A 19797-nucleotide genomic window follows, 5' to 3' on the forward strand; every position below is an offset into this window, starting at 1 on the left:
CACCTTGCAAAAGACGCTAACGAGTATTTATCTTTTTTCGGATGAGAAAAAATCACTCCTGCATCTCTGAGAACTAAGCCCTCATCTTTAAATTTCTGAGGTATGGGTATTTCTCTGATTATCGATTCACCATCATTCACCCTGATGTATGTAACGCTGGAGTAATCACCAGTGGGGTAACGAAATCTGATTAACCACCGCTTCTAAATTTCTTCTCCCAGTCTTCAGCGTTCAGGATATTGGTAGTGATTCTGAAAATTTCACTAGTGGTAGGAACTGAAAACAATCGCCAGAGGTTATCAGGTGTGATGGTTCCCAACTGTGACCAAACTCCCAAATCATCTACGACGGTAGCCATAGAGATATACCCTCTACGTAATCATCCATGTCTACACCCGCATCATCGACACCATCAAGGTATTCTTCAGCTTCAATCTCAGCATTCAGAAATAATTCAATGAGTCCTTCTACAGTGCTTACCTGTCTGATGATTTCCCGGCATTCTTCAATACAAGGAGAAAGACCCCTTGTATTTATGCTTACAGCTAATACGTTATAGGGGTCAAGAATCATGATTACTTCAGCACCTCTGGATTAAAAGTTACACTGGCATCACCATTTTTAGCGAGAGCTTTACTTAACAAATCTGCTCTCACTTCAGCATAAGCAATGGTGTTAGTTGCGTTACTACCAAATGGGAAAGTGTAACTAGCACCTTCACGTTTCTTGTAACTACCGCCCAGCACCTTACTAGTAGTAGCTGTTTCAGTTCCAGTCGGATTAAATACAGTGATGGTTGCAGCTTTGAAACCCCTACGAGTAATTGAATCTGTTCCGTCGGCAGTTATATGATTTAAGTCACTTGCTGCACCGATATGTGTACTGATTACGCCTTGTGCGCGATTACTATATTTAACCAGTGTCGCAACTGGGTTAGTAGCAGGTACATCAATACTGAATGGGTGAATCTTAGCCCCAACTTTTTTACCTGGTTTAGAACTAGCTGAACGTGTATAAGTTAACTTTTTCTTACCTGTTGCAAGTTCCCAGTATTCATGCAATTTAGTACCATTGGGAGGTTCTGGTAAATCTGTGGTAGTAGCGCCAGTGGTTTGCAGTAACAATAAAGCTCTCTGCAAAGATTTTCTACCTCTATATAATCCCATGTCTTTTACCTTTGTGTTTTAGACTGTTTCACCAACGATAAACCCTAAATTTGATGTTTTATTTCTGCGAAAACCTTATGGTTTTTCCTAGAATTTCCCTCAATAAGTTTTTTGTAAAGCTTCAGGGAATCGCCCAGTGGTATCACATAGGATTCTCGGTTTAGGTAGTCCCTCGATTTTCAATTCAGCGTGTGAAAAATACACATCAGCTATCGGGCGTTTTACTTGCTTCTTGTACGTTTTTCCTAATATCGTTTGAGTCCCTGTAACGTTCCAATTCTTCCTGCTTTCCGTATCAGTTAGCAATTCCTCATCATAGGTGTGGTTATTTAGTCCAAGTACAGCCTTAATCACTTTCTCCGCGTTATTTTCATCAAAACAAGCGAGTATAAATTCATAACCTTTAGTTTTATCTCGGTAGCTAAACTTAGTCCTACCTTTTTTGAAATGAAGTTTAGGTGTAGCAAAATCATTTTTGATTTTCAAAGCTAAAGCATTCACCTCTGACTGACTGAGATTTTCATCAACGATTCTATAGCTCACCATTGCTTGTACTGGTCGTCTATTCGCTGTATTAGCTTCTGACTGTTTTTCAATAAAGTGCAATGACACTTGAGGTTTAAGGTAATTACTCTCATGGAAAGTAGTTACAGGTATCCCATAAATGGGTTGAGCTTGAAAGGATTCACAGGCGAAGAAAAACGCTAACATTCTCGCTACGGTAAGCGTTATCGGGTCATTATCTTTATGAATACATACTCTTTTTGCAACGTGTCTTGAGTTCGTGAGGTCTAAAGAATCATCAGCTATATTGTCTAAATCTTTGAAATGTTCTTTTACTTCTTTATTCATGAATCTCAAGCAGAACTGTTGCAATAATTCAACGTCATTCGGTGGGTTAGTCATGACTTGCAAGTATAAAATAATACGTTATACTTACTTTAACCATTAATTTGATTTTTTGACTTATGGCTGAACCAACTTTAACTAATGTTTTTGGTACAGGCGCAACACAGGACGCAAGTACGCTAACAATTAGCAAATCTGCTTTAGCTACCGTAGGATTAACAGCATCAGGAAGTAATAGCGCAGAGTCTTTATTTGTTGCAATAATTTTACTTGCTCAGAGTTACTTAAATGACACAAATCAAGCAAATAATATAAATCAAAGCGTTTCAATTTCTACTGCCAGTACACCTAGTTTTGTTTCAAGAGACAACACAACGTATATCAGAGATTCAATAGCGATAGAAATAGACAAGTTAGCACCTACTCTTACTATTGACCCAGACGATTACTAAACTACACAGGTTTTTCTACTATGGTGATTGCAGCTAGAACGACAACAAATCTAGCTGCTACTATTACTCAAACGAATTTAGTAGCAGCCATCAAAACAGCAATGATTAATGCTGGGTTTAGTACTCTTTATGATGACTACACCAGCACAAACAGAATATTAGTTTATGAAGTTGTCAATGACACTTCTAAAACCTACGGCAAGAATTATTTTGTAATTTCAATTAGTTCTGCTCTTGTAGTTGCAACACAGATTTTTAGCACCTGGAATGCAACAACTCACACAGGTACAGGTGGGAGTGCTGTTACTACTTTTAGTGCTTTTGCAACTGGTTCTAGTATTAGTTTTACTGCTTTTAGTGCAGGTGATGAACTCAAATTAGTCATAGCAGTACAAGGTAGTGTAGTTGTAATGATAGGTTCCCTTATTCCTGCTATTAGACCTAGTTGGTGGGACTTAAATCTATGGAATTGGGGTTTTTATCCGACTGCTACAACTTTGAGTACATGGAAAAGCACCTCAATTAATCCTTATTCAAATGAAAACTATCAATTCTTAATTTTGACAAGTACTTTCCTAGCTACTGCAAATCCACAAACTAACAAAAGAGATGTAATTACAGGTTTACTTTTAGCGAGTAGCTCTAACACTGGTATAGCTGGTAAAACGTCTGATGATATAGCGTGTGTCTGTGCTTCCGGTTCGTCTCGTTATGACACTATTCAACCAAACGGAACAACACAAATATTTACGATTTTAAATAATGCTTCCGGTGGTTTCGCTGTAAGGACAACGTAATGTATTTAGGAGGTAATTTTTATCAGGGAGATACTTTACTAAATTCTCAATTTTATTTATCTCCCTCAATATTTGATATCGTTACAGCTTTTACAAATGCTGTTTTATGGAGTTCAGAAAGTTTAATTAGTCGCTCTAGTTCTCTAGCACTCTATTTTGGAAACAATGCAACACAAAACGAAGAATATTTATATATCAAAAAAAGTGATTTAGTTGGCTTAACTCCATCAATTAATAATACAGCCGAAAGTTTGTTAATAGCTTTGATTAGTAGATTAATTGGTATTAATGACGAATATACAGACGTTATTCTAATTAGTATTTTTGATACTTACATCAATCAAAACAAAATAACGCACACAATTTTAATTCAACTATTTTACCCAGCTACACCAGCACAGATAGAACTCGATGAACCTTTAGTAATTAACCCTGATAATTATGGCTTGTGATGACAGTAGTAAAGCAACAGCGATTATTAAACATAAAGGAAAAGAAACAAAAATTGAAAGTAAATATCCTGGGATGACTTACACAAATGAATCTTCTTTAGATGCACAAGGAGAAGATATAGTTTGTGAATATAAACTCACAAATTATTTACCTGATGGAAGCTCAGGAATAGAAATTTTCCGTATCAATCCAAATAAAAATATTTATGTGAAAACACCGCAGGATGGAGGTGTGACGGGTAGTGGCAACTATCCAGCTTTTGTTTTATATGCAGATGACGCTGTTATTAGTGCTAAATATTATCCTGACCAAGTAGTAAACATGACAGTTGCTTTTAATGGTAGCTGTTTAGGGAACGGATACTTGGTTGAGGTATTTGATAAAACCGGGAGAATTTTTAAAAAGTTTTTTCCAGGCGAACAACCAGAGGTGACTATTGTTTGTGATGACGAATGTCCACCCGGACACATTAAATGTAAACACAATGGCTACCCTGGATACTGTTGTGTATCTTGCAAAAGTACAGCAGAGAAAATTAATAATTTAGCAAACAAAGTAAAGGGAAAATAAACCGAGTGAAACTAAATAACTGTATCGACTGTTAATCAAATAAGTAAAGTATTAAAAATAAAAAATGGCTGAACAATGCAAAGATATTGATGCAGCACTAGCCCGACTAAATGAAGCAATAAATAAATTAAATTCTAGGTTTGGTGTTTTAGAAAACAAAATCTCAGGTTTGCAATCAAGCGTAAATGATTTAAATTCAAAGATTGGTGAGTTAAAGAATACCGATTCTGACATTAAAAGTAGAATCAATCGATTGGCTAATGATGTAAATGATTTAAAAAAATTAAAACAGGGACAGCCGGATGATAAAACATTAAATAATTTAAGTAAAAGGGTAGGCAAACTAGAGACGTATTGCAGTAGTGTAGAGCAATATTTGTTAGGAATTACTAAATTAGTTACAGCCGTAAGGAATTTTTTAAGATGACATTTCCAGCAACAACGCAAGCCTTAAAGCAATTAAAAGAAGCGACAGACCTAGCATCAGAATTTAAAAAATATGCTGATGGATTAAAAGATATTACTCAAAGTAGGGCATTAAAAAGCCAAATTTCAGCTATTAAAAACGGACTAACAAAAACATCAAAAACCGCGTCTGTAGCAAATGACCTTGCAAAAAAAGCAAATACAGCCGCTACTAATGCAAAAAAAATTACTGATTTATTGCAACAAGGTGCATTTAAAAAAATCAATCCTAGTTTGGGTAGTAGATTTAGCAATTTTCTTGCAGTACTAAATGCTGGTGCAACAACTTGGCTTATTAAATCAAATGAAGGTATTCAAGAAATAAATCTTGAAACACAACGCAGAACTGAGGCAGATTTACAGGATAGTTTTACACGTACTATTAACAATTCAATTCAAATAAAAACATTGCAAAAACAAGGAGAAGAATTTAAAAAATTCCAGAATGATATTACTTATGAAGTGAGAGAGGGTAGAAAAAAAGTAGAAGAGAAAGTAGACGCGGCTAAGAAACAAGCTAACGATGCTCTCTACGAAACCAGGGAAGGGAGAAAAAAATTAGAAACTCAGATTAATGAACAAAATAGTAATTTCAAATCTTTAAAATCTGAGTTTGACAAGGCATTGAAAAATATCGGTTCTGGTTTTCAGGAGAAAATTACAAAAACTGTTAGTGAGATTCAATCAAACCTTAAAAACACTGACAATCAAATTAAATCAGCTAATGAAAAAATTTCGGTGCAAGCAAAGATAATTTCTGATTTACAAACTGGATTCAAAACAGTTCAGGGACTACCTAAAACTATAGATACTAAAATCGCTGAACTTAAAGAGTTTACCATCAAATTAGTGAATGGTAAACTACAGCCTGTAGAAGTGGAACAGAAAAAAATTACCCAACAAATAAATACAATTCAACAAAACGGTATTTCACGCAAAGACATAGAAGCCACTAACGCCAGTCTACGCAAGACTTATGAGCAATCGTTTGAATTTAAAGCTCAACAGTGGCAGCAAGAAATTCAAAAACAGAATAATGAATTTTGGAATAAAAAGACAAAGGTAACTTTATCTAGCAATACTAAAATTACGCAGTCAAACACTGAGAAAATCACACAGCTAGAAAAGGACAATACCAGAATTAAAACTGATTTGGATAAAATCGGCAAGCAAATTAAGGAACAAGAGAAAGTGAATCAAGAAGCTATACCAAAATTAAATTCTATACTTAATTTAATTCCCTTAATTCCTGCAAGAGTAGCTGACAATTTAAAACCATCTATCCCAACAATTCCTCAAATAGAGACTGCAACTGGTAAAGCAATGTGCAACAGTCTTAAAACAGGTTGTGGTAAAAAAGCCATTGATGATGCTGTTAACAATGTAAATGGCAACACCAATCAAAATACAGGCAATATATTAGATGCGATTAACACAGGTGCTAATACTGCTCAATTAGAAATGTTGAATACCATTAACAATAAATTAGGTGTTCAACTTCCTGATGGTTTATCTGGTACGTTCGGTAGATTATGGCAGTTATTACAAATTGATAGAGTCATCAACATTTTGACTCTGATAACTACTATGCACAATGCAGCAATGTTAAGCAGAAGTGTAGGCGAAACTTTATTTAGTGGAATTGATAACATTGCTCAACTTGCAGGTTTTAAGTGGAAGAATGAGAAGGGTGAAGAAGTCGGTTTTGGTGGTTTAGTTTCAGAATGGACTGAAAACTTTTTCAAAACTATTTTTGGTGAAGACAATTACAACAACGCTAAAAAATCATGGAATGCAGCTAACAGAATGTATCAAGCTACGACTAATATGTTTTACCAAGTGCAAGGGATGTTTGATAGTGCTAGGAGTATCGCAGAATTAACAGCTAATAACACGGGTAAAATTGGGAATGCACTTAAAAAAGGTGGTGCAATATTTGAGAATGCTTTTCCGAATATGTCTGAAAACACTACTTCTAAAACTGCTTATCAGAAGAAGTGGGACAATATCATAGAAGGCTTAAACAATGCAGAGGAAACTGTTTCAGCGTTCAGTGCGATAACTGGTGAAATGGTTTCTATCGGTGAAAATTTCAATGAATTGAAAAATCAGAGAGATGAATTTTTTAAAGCTAAAGATGATAGTGAAAAAGCAGTAACAGCACTGATTAATGGTGAGAAAGAAGCGGCTAAAGTTAATCAGAATGTAACTAAAGAACACACTCAAAAGTCTGAAGATTAATCATGAAAGACACAAAGATATTGATAGCCGCTAATTCTGCTAACCCTCAAGGGATGACGATAACCTTAGAATCTACCAGTATTTTTCTCGGAATTATTGTTAGTATGTCAATGATTGTAGGAGTAGCTATCAAAGCAGTAAGTAAATTCAATTCTATAGCGAATGAGATTAGAGATTTAAGAGAGGACTTGAATAAAACTGCAACGATATCTGACACAGTTAGAGAAATACACAAGGATGTTTTGTTGCTCGATAAACGTTTCGATGTTCATTTGCAGGACTATGAAAATAGAAAGGATACCGTACAGATGATTTTAGGGCAATTAAATGAGAAGATTGACCATAAAACACAACGGCTTGAGAGGGAAATTGAAGATATAGAAACCTATTTGCAGAAAGAGCAATCTTTTAAAACATAGGAGTATTTAAAATTAGTTGGAGTAATACTTGGAGTAATACTTGGAGTAATTTTAAGGAGAAGCGAATATACAGATTTAACACCTAAAAAAATAGGTGTTTTTTATTTACTCCAACTACTAGTCCAAGTAATTTAGAGAATAGAGACATAAAAAATATATAGCTATACTGAATTAACCGTTAGAGAAATAAAAAATGAGAGCTAAATTCTACGTAGACTCAATTACAACTTTCGCTCATTCACCAGCGACAGAGGTTAGATTACAGCCTGTGATGGGAGGAAGTGAGGAAAATAGTAAGTTCTGGGCTATGACTCCATCAGGTTTACTTGAGATGAGGCTTGAGAATCCAGAAGCTCAAACATTTTTCAAGACTGGAACAGAGTACTATATTGACTTTTCTAAAGCTTCCTAACTTGTTGTTACTTGGTGTAGACGATGGATAACAGCACCCATTAAAACAGATGGGTGTTTTTTTGGTTTGATTATGGATATTCCTTTAATTAGTCTGGATGAATTACCGAAAATACGGTTTAAAGTTGATACGCTTTCTTTTCACCAAGGATTTACTAAACAATCAGTGATTTTAGTACCTAAAGATAAAGCAATTAAGATTGACTTGTTACCACCTGATAGCTTTAATATTGATTTACAGGGAAAAATAGAATTAAATTTTAATTGGTTTGCAGCAGCAGAATACTTTGATTTAGGTAGAGAGTTTTATATTGAATTTCATCGAATACAATAGATATAGACATTTGCAATGTTGTAGAAAAAATAACCACTTAGATTAAATTTCTAAGTGGTTTTTATTTTTGATTTAGTTGTGCTTACTTGTCTTTCTCAGCTAACAGCTTATTAATCAATTCCTGTTGCTGTCGTAACTGTTCCTTGAGTAAATCTAACTCTGATTGTTGTTTCACTTCTGGATTAACTCTCTCAGCGAATATCGCTACATCTTGATAGTGTTTATTGCTTACGTCGATGGTATGACCACACCATTTACTAACTATCTTCTCATCAATTCCTAAATCGAAAATTGCATGAGTAATAAACGTGTGTCGTGTGTTGTATGGAGATAGGTATTTAGTGAGTTTACCTTGTTCTATTAATGGCGGTATTATTCCTTTGCATTTCTTTTTATCATGCCCTCTCCATGCGAGACTGAAAACATCTCTGTCTATTATTTTTCCTGTTTTACTTTCAAAAACTACATCATGAGGTTCTTTTTTTGGAATCGATTTTAATAAGTTCCACAATTCACCGTCTTTCGGCATTGGAAACTTACGTTTTTCCTCTCCTTTATAAGACCTGTCATTTTTAAGTGGATAAAACTTTTTAGTTGCTCCATCGTGCGTCCATGCGATTATTATTCTTTCTTTATCCCATTCAACGTTAAACCATCTAAGTGCTATCGCTTCACCCGTTCTACATCCTGTGAGAAATTTGAATTTGAGGAAACTAAACCAATGAGAAAGCGCGGGTCTATTTTCCACATAATCAAGTATTATCTGCGCTTCTTCCCATGTATAGGCTTTTGATTGGTCAAGTACATCATCATCTGTTTCTATTTCCTCTTGCGTTTTACCTTGTGCGCCTAATCTTTGTATCTCTTCTGCCATACCTTCATACGGGTTGTGAGATAGTAATTTATTTTTCATTCCCAATCGATACGCTTTTGAGAGATTGACTAATAATTTTTTGACAGTTTCACAGCTTCTATTTTCAATTAGCCAATTTCTGATTTTTAAAGCATCTTCTGAGTTAGTGGCTTTAATCGCTGCTTCAAGAAAATTTTTGTATACCATTTGGTACGTATTTTTATACGTACTCTCTCTCAATCCTGGTTTTCTGTACTCACAATACATATCCCAGACTTCCATCAGTGATAATTCAGGTTTGGGCGGTATCTGATTATCAGATGGTAAACCGCCTTTTACAACCCTCAGTTTTGCTCTTAACCCGTATTCTTCGAGAATCTCCTGATAACGTCCAAGGTTGAATATCCCCTCAGCCGTTGATAGCTTTCCCTCCTCAAGTTCTAGCTGTAGCCGTCGTTGTAACTTAGTCGCTGTAGCTTCCCAGTCGTCAGGATTAATCCCAGTACCTAGCTTGACTTGTTTACCATCTGCAAAGTAAGTACGGGGAAAGCAAGCCTTGATACTTCCGCTATCTGGTCTTACCGTTACCTGACCTTTCTTGGTCTTACCAGTCGGTGTTTTACTGCTATTTACCATAATGCTCAATAGATGCTCAAATGTTCATGCTCAATCTTACAATATTTGGTATATAAGCATTGCATACTACTACGGGTTTACCATGTCTTGCACCGACAGTTGTGGCTGTAGTTATATCCTGTGATAAGTGGACATGGTGGCGAGACATTTTATTGAGTCCAGTTTGCAAAATAGACTCAACAGCTTTGTGTCCAGTACCGTGATACAGCACATCAGGCGGGACAGCAGGTAGTAATTGTAAATCAACTTCTACGCTGTGTCCTTGGTTGGCGCGAATTAAAGTACCAGTAGAGTCAAAACTAAAGCGTTGTTTATCGTTAGTGGCGACTACTGCTGTTAATTCCTGGCGAGTAATAGGAAACTTATGTTTAGCACAAGCGGCTAAAAGTTCCTCCACTGCAACCCAACCACCAGGCGCAAGTTTAATACCTAAAGATTCTGGCTGGTGGCGGAGATATTTGCTTAAGAATTTACTAATTTTGACTAGGCGGGGAGTATTCATATAGCAGGGGGCAGGGTTAGAAGTAGAATCAGGACTGACGTAGAATCATGAAGAAACAACCGCAAAGGGCGCATAGACGCGATAGCGGCTTCCCGCAGGGTAGGACACGAAGTTAAGAGGATTCGAGAGGGTTTTTGCGTAAGTCCTAAGAATCGTTAACTCAGCACGTACACTGAGCGAATTTGTACTGAGCGCAGCCGAAGTAGTCGAAGTGTACAGCACTTAGAAATTTGCCATCGCCAGAATTTCTTTTAGTATCATAACTACTGCAATTCCTATCATTAAAATCAGTGTCAGCTTACCGCCAGGAACAAACTGATTTGTATATTGCAGTTGTTGACGTTGTTTCCATGTGGCTAATGCGGGAATAATACCACCTAAAATTGAGATGCTAAAAGTACCAGCAAAATCTAAAGCGGTGAAGAAAATGCTGGGGTTAATTGCACCTAAACCAAGGGGTGGTAGTAACACCAGGGAATATAAGGGTAAGCGGCTGGTGGAGTTGGTTTGTGTCTTGGCAAAAATATCTTGGAAGAAGTCTAGCAAACCGTAAACAAATCCAATAAAGGATGTGGCGATCGCAAATTCTGAAAAAATAGATACCAACACTCCTAATAATTCTCCACCGCCACCAGCCCGCAGTACTTGGATGGGGTCGAAAATAGTTGTACTATGAATCGTCTCTGGACTGACACTACCCAAAATCACAGCATTCCAAGCTAAAAACATCACCAAAGGAATTGCTGAACCAACAATAATTGACTGGCGAACTTTACGACTATCTCCTTCTAACTGCGTTACCACCACCGGCACAACGTTATGGTAAAACAAGGCAACTAACATGACTGGTACAGCCGTCCCCAATGCACTCCAGTTTTGAAACCGAAAATGTACACCTTGGACTTGGGTAACTCCTAATAAAAAGAGTCCCAAAAAAGACACAATCACAATTCCCACCAAGAAGTTATTCAATTTTTCAATGAATTTTTCCCGTCCTAAGTACATAATGCTGCCAAACAGCAATGTAAACGCTGCTGTTCCCACCCAGCTAGGTAAATAATTTTCTCCACCCCAAAGATGAGAAACCGCAGACATCAAAATCTCACCACCTTGAGTAACATAAGCTACCAACAAAGCATAGTGCTGTAACATATATGCCACACCAGCTATCCCTGCTCCCGTAGTTCCCAGGGTGTTTTTAATCATTGCCATTAAGCCCACACTGGGACGACCAGCCGAACGCATGGTATTAACACTAACTTCGGCAATTAATAAACCAGAAACTAAAGTATATAGCCAGACACCAATTAACAAGACTGTAGAAGGAATCACACCAGAAGGTAATGTCACCGCAGGTAACGCCAAAATTCCCGCGCCTACGGTTGTACCTGCAACTAAGGCGGTGCTTCCCAGAACACTCCCCGGTTGATGAGTTAGTTTGTTACCCTCAACCTGCACATGCGAAAACAAGCGCGTGACTTCTTGTTGATGTGTCTGGAAAGCCGTCTTAATTGTGGTCATAGAAAAGATGTTAAGTTATGTAACCAATTATCTTAGCAGAGACTTTTGGTAATCAGTATTTGGTTAAAAAATGTGATTAATGAGACTTGTTTGGTAGGGATGAGGGGGACAAGGTAGACAAGGAGGACAAGGGGGACAAGGGAGACAAAGCTTTTAATGCTGTAACCTATAACCTGTAACCTGTAACCTCTAACCTCTCACCTGTAACCTCTAACCTCCTACAACAAAGCAATTTTTTGCTTGGGTGTATAACTGGGGAAGACTTTACTTAGTTGGTTGTCGTTTACAGATAGATGTTGTGCTAAGACATCAGAAATTACATCTCGAAAATCGGTGGTAACAGCCAAGTCTCGTTTTTCATAAAGTTGGGCTGTTTCTAAACCAGGCCATTCACCGTAAACTTTACCACCACGGACTTTACCGCCTAAAACCCACATAACATTGCCGTGGCCATGATCTGTGCCGCCGTTGCCATTTTCGCGTAATGTCCTGCCAAATTCTGACATGACTAATATGACTGTGTTTTGATAAACCGGGCCTAAACTTTGAGCTAAGGCGGCTAATCCTTTGCCTAAACTGCCTAAGCCTCTGGCTAAATAACCGCGATCGCTACCTTGATTAACATGGGTATCCCAACCACCCAAGGCCATAAACCCTAATTCAATTCTCGGATCTTTAGCCATGAGTTTACCTAATCGTTGAGCATCACCCGCAAAGCCATCGGGTAGGGGTGCGCCATTATTCGCCATTTTCATTTCTTGGGCTAAGTCTGTCATTAAGGCTTCACGGGCAACACGTCCTTGATGATAAGTTTGACTGAGGGCATCATCACCACCATACAATCGGTCAAATGCTGCACTTACTCGTGGTCTATCTATGGCAATTGGTTTGTTAGCATTTCTCCCGGAGGCTAAATTAGCAACTGGCATTTGACCATTTAAAATGCGTGGTTTGGTTGTACCAACACTCACTGCTTGGATGGGTGTTTTATTGGAGATAGCACCCATTAAGCGATTCATCCAACCTTCGCTCACTCTTTGGTTTCCAGGAATGCCAATTTCCATATAAAACTGCGCGTCAAAATGGGAACGCGAGGGATCAGGGGAACCCGCAGCATGAACAAAGGCTAAATTTCCTTGTTGCCAGAAAGGCATTAATGGGGCTAGGGCTGGATGTAAACCAAAGTGTCCATCTAAATCTAAAACACCGTGTTCTTGTCCGGGTTTGGCAAGGGCGATTTTTGGTCGGGCTTGATAGTATGCTGGCTCTGCATAAGGTACGACAATATTTAACCCATCTGCACCACCACGCATAAAAATCACAATCAAACGCTGGCGATCGCTTTTCTTGGTAGCAGAATGCACTACCCAAGTATTACAACTCACAGAAGCGATCGCAGTTGTCGAAAACAATCCTGCTTGAATTAGAAAATCACGTCTTTTCATATTGGTAATCTAAAGTGCTGAGTGCTGTTCACTGAGCGAAGTCGAAGTACGAGTCGGGGCTAACGACGCATAAATTCTGGGCTACCCAAGACTAATGCGGCTTTGAGTTCTGGAGGACTAGCAGCGATCGCACTTTGGGTTTTGGGTGATAGAGAGTTACCCAAGGTGTTAATTAGCTGCGTAACATCCAGGGGTTGAACGCGGTTAATGCTTTTATTTTTGGGTTGATTATTGGCTGTACCTAGCAGTGGTAAGCGACCACTACCTAGCGCAGTGGCAAAACTCAGGCGACGGTTCATTGCTTCGGGATTCAACCAGACATCTTGTGTATTTTTGTACCCGTCTGGAGTGCGGCAACCGTACACAGGCATTTCTAACTGTTCCAGGTTACGAGACAGAGGTATGGTGTTGTTCACCTCTAGGCCTGTAGCCCGGACTGCGGAGACAGTATATTGAAGTGGGGTTTTAAATTTAGCGTTGAAATATTTTTTATCCCAAAATTCTGGGCTTTGAAATAAAGTTTCTAAAACGGCGCGAATATTGCCATCAGTATTACGGAAGCGTTGTGTCAGACGATCAACTAAACTAGCAGGTGGGCGATCGCTCACAAAATACTGAGCCAATTGATAACTAATATGATGGGCTGTTGCTGGACTTTGCGCCAAGATATCTAAAGCTTGTTCGCCTTCCGCTTGACCACTAGCTTTAATAGTGTGTCCTAAAAAAACTTTATCACTGGGATCATGAAACTTGGGGTCAAAGTAAAATAGCGACTTGCCATTTGTCTGTTGACCTGGACGTGCTATTCCCCAACCTGTAAAAATTCTCGCTAAAGCAATCACATCTTGTTGCGTATAACCACCATCTGCACCCAAAGTATGCAGTTCCATCAATTCTCGCGCGTAGTTTTCGTTTACCCGTGGCGTAGCACCAGGACGACGACTAGCTTTGTTTTGCGAGTTATCTAAATAAACTAGCATTGCGGGATGATGGGCTGTGGCTCCGAGTAAATCCCGAAATCGCCCTAAAGCATAAGGTCTGATTGCTTCTTGTTCATACGCTCCCACCCAGTAGCGAGCGTTTCCTTTACCAGAATAAACATTGAAATGGTTATACCAAAAGTCCACCATCACTTCTTGCAGTTGGCGGTTACTGCTAGTGGCTCGTAGTAACCGCGCTTTCACGGCTTCTTGTAAAATTTTGCCGCCTCTTCTTTGCAAAGCTTTCTTTTCTTCTGGGGTTGCTTGTGGTGGAACCTTAAGATAGTTTCTAAGTTCGACCGTATTTAAATTGAGTGTTTCTAGTTGCGAAAGCTGGCGGGTAAGGCTGGGTGGTTCTGATATAGAATTGGGTGCAAGTTGGGCTTTAATATAACGCTCTACACCTACAGACTCGACTTTTTGAATCTCTCCAGGTTTCGCCCCAAAACTCAACCGATTAATTAGGTGTAATATTTTTGGGTCAACAGGCTTATTAGCTGCATAGATGGGGTCACTTCCTACCAACAAGATGAACAGCAACAATACCAAATATCTGGGTTTGACTGTCATAACTTGAGTTATCCTTGCTCAGTTGGCGAACACATCGTTATTTGACTGGCAAACAAGAAAAAAAGTTCAAAATCTCCTCAGTGAATTACTGGATAAATTTAGCTACCTTTGCTAAATCTACATTACCACCACTGATAATTACACCTATTTTTGCATCTTTTACTGACAGCACATTGCTGAGTAAGGCGGCTGCGGCTAATGCACCGGTGGGTTCAACGACAATTTTCAGGCGTTCCCAAAGGAAAAACATACTGTTAATAATGGCAGTTTCAGAAACTGTCACCATATCATCGACGTAATTCAGCACTAGGGGAAAAGTTAATTTACCTAAGCTGGGAGTCCTCACACCATCAGCAATTGTCGGTGGATTAATTACAGTTTGCAGAGTTTTACTGTGAAAGGAACGAGTTGCATCATCAGCTAGTTCTGGTTCGACACCAATCACTTTACAGGTAGGTAATAGAGCTTTTGTAGCGATCGCGCATCCTGATATTAAGCCACCACCGCCACAACAAACTAATAAATAATCTAATTGCCCAACTTCTTGAATGAGTTCTAAAGCTGTGGTTCCTTGTCCGGCGATGACGTGGGGATGATCGTAAGGCGGAATCAAGGTAAGATGGCGATCGCTGGCTAAGGTTTTGGCTAATTCTTCGCGGTCAGTTTCGTGGCGATTGTATAAAATCACCTCTGCACCATAACTGCGGGTGGCTTGTTGCTTCACTTCCGGCGCATCGTCAGGCATAACAATAGTGGTGGGAATATGTAATAACTTTCCCGCCAGAGCGATCGCTTGGGCATGGTTTCCAGAGGAAAATGTAATTACACCCTGCTGTTTTTGAATTTCTGACAACTGCACTAAAGCGTTATAAGCACCCCGAAATTTAAATGCACCTGTGCGTTGAAAATTTTCACATTTAAAAAATACTTCATTTTGGGTGCGATCGTTTACCATTCTCGAAGTCAGCACCGGAGTCTGATGCACAACCCCCGCCAGTCGCGCCTGTGCTGCTTTTACATCGTCTACAGTGACAGAGTAATGCTGTGACATTGTGATGATTAAAGTTGAAAGTGCTGAGTCACCGAAGTTTGCTCAACGGGGGGAACCCCCGCACGCAACTTCTCGCTGAGTACTTAGTCAATACTCCCCCTTGTCCTCCTTGTCCCCCTTGTCCCCCTTGTCTCCCTCATCCCCCTTCCCTAAACGCCCACCACACTCAACTTATACAAACTTCTGAGTAAATTCTGCAATCAAATCCACCCGTCCTTTGCGTAACATAGCTGGGTCTAATCTTTCTGTAGTGTTGCAAGTCATCAATACTACTAACCTCTGCTTCATTTGCAGCCCAGATTCATCAATGACGCTTTGGTATAAAGTGCCATCCAACAAACTCAAAATATGTTCGGTTTTGTTGTTAGATTGGGCAATTTCCGAAGCACGATTCTGCGCTAAATTATCAGCCTCGTTAATGATAATACAAATCCGTTCTAAGTAAGTTGGCGGGACAAAATTAGCGATCGCATCATGATCCAAAATAAATATCACAAACCCCAAAGGCATGAGAATTTCTTTGGCTACGGCTTGAGTCCAAGCAGTTTTACCTGTACCCGGTTCCCCATGTACCACCACCGCTAACTGATTTTGATTCAGAACCGCTTGCTGTAAACTATCGGTAAAGCTTTGAATATCGGCGGGAAATGTCCGAATGGGGAATTGACTGTGAACCTTACCCACACGACTTTGATAGCCACTTAACATCACCGCTAAATCGTAAGTGGCTTTGTTAACTAATGGCGCTAAATCTTTAGACATTAAAGTATACTGCCGTCTGCCGCGATCGTAAGGTTCAATTTGCAGCCAAAGATCATAATTTTCCCAATAAGCATTGACAGTATTGATCACATCCAACCGTTCCCAACTGACAAACTTCTCCACAGGGAAATAAAAATCTCTCTCAGAGTAATACTGAGTAATTATCGTGGGTCTACCTAATATTTGTAAGACTCTGATAACAGTAATTTCCTGTAAGCGATTCAAAACATAATCAATAGGTATACTGTTACGACTAACAAATTGTAATATCGGGGTTTCTGTACTCAAAACATCTTTATAACGATGGTCTGGTGATTGGGGATCTGGTGTAATATAATTCCAAAACTTCTCAACTTCATAACGAGTGTTTTCTGAGGCTACAGCAAATAAGTTTGCCCACCAAGTAAAATTATTTCTCCCCAAAACTTCACTGAATGTACTAGCTAAATTAAAAGTTTTTTGGGCAAATTCCTTACTATCATTCTGCGCCAGTTGCCATAAAAATTCCCAATCTATATCTCTTTGTAATGGTCGCCAACCACTAGTGAGTAAGTTTTGCTGTTTATTGTTATTGGATGTGCTTTCGTTACCACTAAAATAATCAAATTCCATATTTTTACTTCTTGTAAAAATGTTTGCTCAACTATAGCAGCCTTATTTGATTTCTCACCTACTTGTAAAGGTAGAAAATAGTCAGTAGAGGGTGGAGATTCGGAAATCAATTTATTATTTACAACTCATTCAAGAATGCTATGTGTATATCCAGGTAAATAAAAATTACTTAACTTAACTTTTCTCATCAAAGTTATACAAGACTTAAAATTGTGCTGAATTAACAGGGGCGATAACTACATACTACAAGTATAGTCAGTTTTTTATGGTAATCAGGTAGATACAAGATATGCTTATGTTACAATGTAATATAAATAGTCGTCAAGGTATTTTCACTTTTGAATATTAAGTAACTTGTACAACCAGTATTCCCACTTTTAGACCACATCTCTACAAATCGGACTGTAACTTGGTATAACTTGAGGCTTAGAGCCAGTTGATGCTAACTGTATGATAGACAAAGTACCACTAAGCAAAAAGCTGCCGTTGTTGGAACTTATTAAAAAGAGGTATCAGAAATTATGAGTAAAATCCTACATATCTGCCTAAGCATAATCATTATTGCTGTAGTTAGCATAACGAGTAATTCGGCATCTGCGATCGCAGCTAGTATTTGGGACAACGAAACAGAATCTTACTCCGGTAAGCAAGAAATCATAGTTTATCGTAGTCCTAGCTGTAGCTGCTGTGGAGATTGGTTAGAACACGTAAAAAAACATGGTTTTAAAATCAAGCAAGATATCAAAACCGACGAAATAGAAGCAATTAAACAAAAATACAACCTACCCTCAAAATTTGCCTCATGTCACACCGCAATTATTGACGGCTATGTCATGGAAGGTCATGTTCCCGCCGATGACATCAAGCGTTTTCTCAAGCAAAAACCCCAACTTGCAGGTTTAGCAGTTCCAGCCATGCCTGTAGGCACACCAGGAATGGAAATGGGAGACACTAAACAGCCATTTTCTGTGATTGCATTTAATAAAAACGGTGATGTACAAGTATTTAATAGATATGAATCTTATTAAAAAACTTGTAGTGAAAATAGGGAATAGGAACAAGAAATTTTGGCGTTGCATAAATGCGGGGTGAAATTTTATGATTTCACGTTTAAAACTCTTACTCTTTGCGCCTTTGCACGGCAGTCGCTTCAAGTCGGGAAACCCACCCAACGCGCTGCCTTGCCTCTGCGTGAGAAAAAAATTATTACACTTATTAGCAACACTGAAATTCTTAATTGTTCTTGATGATGATCACTCAAGAAATATCTTGTAATTGGTATGACCATCGCAATCAACCAACTCACCCAACAGCAACCACTCAGCTTTGACGAATTTCTCGCCCACTATGGCGACAACAACCGCTATGAACTGATTGATGGAGAAGTATTCGACTTGGAACCAACAGGCTTACATGAAGAAGTTGCAGCCTTCATTACCACCAAGATATGTGTCCAAATCGATGCAAAAAACTTACCTTGGTTTGTTCTGCAACGAGGACTATTACGCCCTCACAACACAGGTATGACAGCATTTCGTCCTGATGTTGCAGTCGTCGATCGCAATCAACTTACTCAAGAACCACTTTGGTCTGATCAATCAATTTTAACCCTGGGTAGTTCGCTAAAATTTGTCGCAGAAGTTGTGAGTAGCAACTGGCAAAATGATTATGCCCGTAAGCTTGAAGATTACGCAGTTTTAGGCATTCCTGAATATTGGATTGCAGACTACGCAGGTTTAGGTGGTACTCGACACATTGGTAAACCCAAACAACCAACCTTATCTATTTGTACCCTAGTAAATGAAGAATATGAAATTCAGCAGTTTCGAGGAAATCAAACCATCGTTTCTCTAACATTTCCAGACTTAAAACTAACAGCCGTACAAATATTGAGGGCTGGGAGATAAAATTTATCATAAAAATATTTCGGTTATCTTTTCAAAATCACATCTAAATCCTATATGAATCTTCAAGAAGTCAAGCATCAATTTCCAGAAGCGGCGGGTGAAATTGAAATACTTGAAAGCCTCGGTTTTGCTTCCCGCAGTGACAATTGGATTGATACCCTTGATATTGAACAAGCACAAACAGCTTGTTGGTTACTAGGAAAAATGGGTAATGATCAAGATGCTGATGTTTTAATCAGTATTTTATCTAGTCAAAGTTCTGAATTATGGATGCAGGCTGCAACATCTCTGAGTTTAATTGCGACTGAAAAACACCTGAAATCTTTATTGTCGATTTTATCCACTAGTTCTGATCCTATACAGCGAAATAGTGTGGTGTATGCGCTGGCGTTTCTATCAAATTGCGAAGTCAATCAAGAAGTGATTAATGTATTAACAGAAATAGCCGCTAACAAATCTGAAACTGCTTTTATCAGGGCGCAAGCATTAGAAGGAATTGGTAATAAACTCTCTCAGGAATTACCAGCAAATCTATATCAGCAAGCCGTGAATGTGATTATTCAAGGGTTAGATGATGCTGAAGCTGAAGTGAGATTTTGGTCATGTTTTGCTGCGGGTGCTATCAAAATTCAGGAGACATTACCCAAGCTGCAAATATTGGCGCAGAATGATAAAACAATCGTACCAGGGTGGTGGTCAGTGGGTGAAGAAGCTGAAGATTCAATCACTTTGATGAATGGAGGCGAACCACCACTGCGTGAACCTGAAACATCAACAAAACTGACGTAGATTTTTTCTCTT

General features: G+C 38.7%; 22 protein-coding genes. 11 read left to right on the plus strand and 11 right to left on the minus strand.

Features of this window, described 5'->3' with window-relative positions:
- Window positions 1-190: 190 nt before the first annotated feature.
- From H6G75_RS11705 to H6G75_RS11720, 4 genes are all read right to left on the minus strand, one after another.
- Window positions 191-358: a hypothetical protein gene (locus H6G75_RS11705; RefSeq protein WP_190980111.1), complete on the minus strand. Its 168-nt coding sequence runs from the start codon at window positions 356-358 to the stop codon at window positions 191-193.
- Window positions 343-573, minus strand: a complete 231-nt coding sequence (locus H6G75_RS11710; protein WP_190980112.1) for a hypothetical protein — start codon at window positions 571-573, stop codon at window positions 343-345. The genes H6G75_RS11705 and H6G75_RS11710 overlap by 16 nt, the downstream gene beginning before the upstream one ends.
- 2 nt (window positions 574-575) lie before the next feature.
- A complete protein-coding gene (locus H6G75_RS11715) occupies window positions 576-1166 on the minus strand; it encodes a hypothetical protein (RefSeq protein WP_190980113.1) in 591 nt (196 codons plus the stop codon).
- Window positions 1167-1265: 99 nt separating this feature from the next.
- Window positions 1266-2018 (minus strand): hypothetical protein, encoded by a 753-nt coding sequence (locus tag H6G75_RS11720; RefSeq protein ID WP_190980114.1) that lies wholly within the window; start codon window positions 2016-2018, stop codon window positions 1266-1268.
- A gap of 116 nt (window positions 2019-2134) precedes the next feature.
- Here H6G75_RS11720 and H6G75_RS11725 point away from each other — a divergent pair, with 116 nt between their 5' ends.
- The 8 genes from H6G75_RS11725 to H6G75_RS11760 all read left to right on the plus strand — a co-directional run bounded on the left by H6G75_RS11725 (window position 2135) and on the right by H6G75_RS11760 (window position 8157).
- The gene (locus H6G75_RS11725; RefSeq protein ID WP_190980115.1) at window positions 2135-2467 is read left to right on the plus strand and encodes a hypothetical protein; all 333 of its coding nucleotides are present in this window, start codon (window positions 2135-2137) and stop codon (window positions 2465-2467) included.
- A 20-nt stretch (window positions 2468-2487) separates the two neighbouring features.
- Window positions 2488-3264, plus strand: coding sequence for a hypothetical protein (locus tag H6G75_RS11730; protein ID WP_190980116.1), 777 nt, complete (start codon window positions 2488-2490; stop codon window positions 3262-3264).
- A complete protein-coding gene (locus H6G75_RS11735) occupies window positions 3264-3716 on the plus strand; it encodes a hypothetical protein (protein ID WP_190980117.1) in 453 nt (150 codons plus the stop codon). Before H6G75_RS11730 ends, H6G75_RS11735 begins: the two co-directional genes overlap by 1 nt.
- On the plus strand, window positions 3706-4287 hold the full coding sequence (locus tag H6G75_RS11740; RefSeq protein ID WP_190980118.1) for a hypothetical protein: 582 nt from the start codon (window positions 3706-3708) through the stop codon (window positions 4285-4287). Before H6G75_RS11735 ends, H6G75_RS11740 begins: the two co-directional genes overlap by 11 nt.
- 64 nt (window positions 4288-4351) lie before the next feature.
- Entirely contained in the window at window positions 4352-4714 is a 363-nt protein-coding gene (locus tag H6G75_RS11745) for a hypothetical protein (protein WP_190980119.1), read from the plus strand.
- On the plus strand, window positions 4711-6993 hold the full coding sequence (locus tag H6G75_RS11750; RefSeq protein WP_190980120.1) for a hypothetical protein: 2283 nt from the start codon (window positions 4711-4713) through the stop codon (window positions 6991-6993). Before H6G75_RS11745 ends, H6G75_RS11750 begins: the two co-directional genes overlap by 4 nt.
- A 2-nt stretch (window positions 6994-6995) precedes the next feature.
- Window positions 6996-7412 carry a hypothetical protein gene (locus tag H6G75_RS11755; protein ID WP_190980121.1) on the plus strand — a complete coding sequence of 139 codons (417 nt, stop codon included), beginning with the start codon at window positions 6996-6998 and terminating at the stop codon, window positions 7410-7412.
- Between the two features lie 484 nt (window positions 7413-7896).
- Window positions 7897-8157, plus strand: a complete 261-nt coding sequence (locus H6G75_RS11760) for a hypothetical protein (RefSeq protein ID WP_190980122.1) — start codon at window positions 7897-7899, stop codon at window positions 8155-8157.
- Window positions 8158-8239: 82 nt separating this feature from the next.
- On the opposite strand, the gene H6G75_RS11765 is transcribed toward H6G75_RS11760, so the two are convergent.
- The 7 genes from H6G75_RS11765 to H6G75_RS11795 form a co-directional block, all read right to left on the minus strand.
- Window positions 8240-9646, minus strand: a complete 1407-nt coding sequence (locus H6G75_RS11765; protein ID WP_190980123.1) for a tyrosine-type recombinase/integrase — start codon at window positions 9644-9646, stop codon at window positions 8240-8242.
- 16 nt (window positions 9647-9662) lie between these two features.
- On the minus strand, window positions 9663-10148 hold the full coding sequence (locus H6G75_RS11770; protein WP_190980124.1) for an RNA 2'-phosphotransferase: 486 nt from the start codon (window positions 10146-10148) through the stop codon (window positions 9663-9665).
- A 222-nt stretch (window positions 10149-10370) separates the two neighbouring features.
- Window positions 10371-11669 carry an amino acid permease gene (locus tag H6G75_RS11775; RefSeq protein WP_190980125.1) on the minus strand — a complete coding sequence of 433 codons (1299 nt, stop codon included), beginning with the start codon at window positions 11667-11669 and terminating at the stop codon, window positions 10371-10373.
- Between the two features lie 218 nt (window positions 11670-11887).
- The gene (locus tag H6G75_RS11780) at window positions 11888-13114 is read right to left on the minus strand and encodes a DUF1501 domain-containing protein (protein ID WP_190980126.1); all 1227 of its coding nucleotides are present in this window, start codon (window positions 13112-13114) and stop codon (window positions 11888-11890) included.
- 59 nt (window positions 13115-13173) lie between these two features.
- The gene (locus H6G75_RS11785; RefSeq protein ID WP_190980127.1) at window positions 13174-14664 is read right to left on the minus strand and encodes a DUF1800 domain-containing protein; all 1491 of its coding nucleotides are present in this window, start codon (window positions 14662-14664) and stop codon (window positions 13174-13176) included.
- A gap of 85 nt (window positions 14665-14749) precedes the next feature.
- The gene (locus H6G75_RS11790; protein ID WP_190980128.1) at window positions 14750-15715 is read right to left on the minus strand and encodes a threo-3-hydroxy-L-aspartate ammonia-lyase; all 966 of its coding nucleotides are present in this window, start codon (window positions 15713-15715) and stop codon (window positions 14750-14752) included.
- Window positions 15716-15886: 171 nt separating this feature from the next.
- Window positions 15887-17089, minus strand: a complete 1203-nt coding sequence (locus tag H6G75_RS11795) for an AAA family ATPase (RefSeq protein WP_190980129.1) — start codon at window positions 17087-17089, stop codon at window positions 15887-15889.
- Between the two features lie 521 nt (window positions 17090-17610).
- Here H6G75_RS11795 and H6G75_RS11800 point away from each other — a divergent pair.
- The 3 genes from H6G75_RS11800 to H6G75_RS11810 all read left to right on the plus strand — a co-directional run bounded on the left by H6G75_RS11800 (window position 17611) and on the right by H6G75_RS11810 (window position 19785).
- Complete coding sequence (locus H6G75_RS11800; RefSeq protein ID WP_190980130.1) at window positions 17611-18117, plus strand: DUF411 domain-containing protein; 507 nt, start codon at window positions 17611-17613, stop codon at window positions 18115-18117.
- A gap of 252 nt (window positions 18118-18369) precedes the next feature.
- Window positions 18370-18996: a Uma2 family endonuclease gene (locus H6G75_RS11805; protein ID WP_190980131.1), complete on the plus strand. Its 627-nt coding sequence runs from the start codon at window positions 18370-18372 to the stop codon at window positions 18994-18996.
- Between the two features lie 54 nt (window positions 18997-19050).
- Window positions 19051-19785 carry a HEAT repeat domain-containing protein gene (locus tag H6G75_RS11810; protein ID WP_190980132.1) on the plus strand — a complete coding sequence of 245 codons (735 nt, stop codon included), beginning with the start codon at window positions 19051-19053 and terminating at the stop codon, window positions 19783-19785.
- The last annotated feature ends 12 nt before the right edge of the window (window positions 19786-19797 follow it).

The organism is Nostoc sp. FACHB-280, assembly GCF_014697615.1.
In the GTDB taxonomy this organism is placed as follows: Bacteria; Cyanobacteriota; Cyanobacteriia; order Cyanobacteriales; family Nostocaceae; genus Nostoc_B.

What these genes read in the sequence shown, in the direction of transcription:
- H6G75_RS11760 (WP_190980122.1), top strand. Translation starts at nt 7,897, where the DNA reads ATGGATATTCCTTTAATTAGTCTGGATGAATTACCGAAAATACGGTTT.
- H6G75_RS11730 (WP_190980116.1), top strand. Translation starts at nt 2,488, where the DNA reads ATGGTGATTGCAGCTAGAACGACAACAAATCTAGCTGCTACTATTACT.
- H6G75_RS11750 (WP_190980120.1), top strand. Translation starts at nt 4,711, where the DNA reads ATGACATTTCCAGCAACAACGCAAGCCTTAAAGCAATTAAAAGAAGCG.
- H6G75_RS11805 (WP_190980131.1), top strand. Translation starts at nt 18,370, where the DNA reads ATGACCATCGCAATCAACCAACTCACCCAACAGCAACCACTCAGCTTT.
- H6G75_RS11745 (WP_190980119.1), top strand. Translation starts at nt 4,352, where the DNA reads ATGGCTGAACAATGCAAAGATATTGATGCAGCACTAGCCCGACTAAAT.
- H6G75_RS11785 (WP_190980127.1), bottom strand. Translation starts at nt 14,664, where the DNA reads ATGACAGTCAAACCCAGATATTTGGTATTGTTGCTGTTCATCTTGTTG.
- H6G75_RS11710 (WP_190980112.1), bottom strand. Translation starts at nt 573, where the DNA reads ATGATTCTTGACCCCTATAACGTATTAGCTGTAAGCATAAATACAAGG.
- H6G75_RS11775 (WP_190980125.1), bottom strand. Translation starts at nt 11,669, where the DNA reads ATGACCACAATTAAGACGGCTTTCCAGACACATCAACAAGAAGTCACG.
- H6G75_RS11795 (WP_190980129.1), bottom strand. Translation starts at nt 17,089, where the DNA reads ATGGAATTTGATTATTTTAGTGGTAACGAAAGCACATCCAATAACAAT.
- H6G75_RS11810 (WP_190980132.1), top strand. Translation starts at nt 19,051, where the DNA reads ATGAATCTTCAAGAAGTCAAGCATCAATTTCCAGAAGCGGCGGGTGAA.
- H6G75_RS11720 (WP_190980114.1), bottom strand. Translation starts at nt 2,018, where the DNA reads ATGAATAAAGAAGTAAAAGAACATTTCAAAGATTTAGACAATATAGCT.
- H6G75_RS11800 (WP_190980130.1), top strand. Translation starts at nt 17,611, where the DNA reads ATGAGTAAAATCCTACATATCTGCCTAAGCATAATCATTATTGCTGTA.
- H6G75_RS11780 (WP_190980126.1), bottom strand. Translation starts at nt 13,114, where the DNA reads ATGAAAAGACGTGATTTTCTAATTCAAGCAGGATTGTTTTCGACAACT.
- H6G75_RS11765 (WP_190980123.1), bottom strand. Translation starts at nt 9,646, where the DNA reads ATGGTAAATAGCAGTAAAACACCGACTGGTAAGACCAAGAAAGGTCAG.
- H6G75_RS11770 (WP_190980124.1), bottom strand. Translation starts at nt 10,148, where the DNA reads ATGAATACTCCCCGCCTAGTCAAAATTAGTAAATTCTTAAGCAAATAT.
- H6G75_RS11705 (WP_190980111.1), bottom strand. Translation starts at nt 358, where the DNA reads ATGGCTACCGTCGTAGATGATTTGGGAGTTTGGTCACAGTTGGGAACC.
- H6G75_RS11740 (WP_190980118.1), top strand. Translation starts at nt 3,706, where the DNA reads ATGGCTTGTGATGACAGTAGTAAAGCAACAGCGATTATTAAACATAAA.
- H6G75_RS11755 (WP_190980121.1), top strand. Translation starts at nt 6,996, where the DNA reads ATGAAAGACACAAAGATATTGATAGCCGCTAATTCTGCTAACCCTCAA.
- H6G75_RS11790 (WP_190980128.1), bottom strand. Translation starts at nt 15,715, where the DNA reads ATGTCACAGCATTACTCTGTCACTGTAGACGATGTAAAAGCAGCACAG.
- H6G75_RS11735 (WP_190980117.1), top strand. Translation starts at nt 3,264, where the DNA reads ATGTATTTAGGAGGTAATTTTTATCAGGGAGATACTTTACTAAATTCT.
- H6G75_RS11715 (WP_190980113.1), bottom strand. Translation starts at nt 1,166, where the DNA reads ATGGGATTATATAGAGGTAGAAAATCTTTGCAGAGAGCTTTATTGTTA.
- H6G75_RS11725 (WP_190980115.1), top strand. Translation starts at nt 2,135, where the DNA reads ATGGCTGAACCAACTTTAACTAATGTTTTTGGTACAGGCGCAACACAG.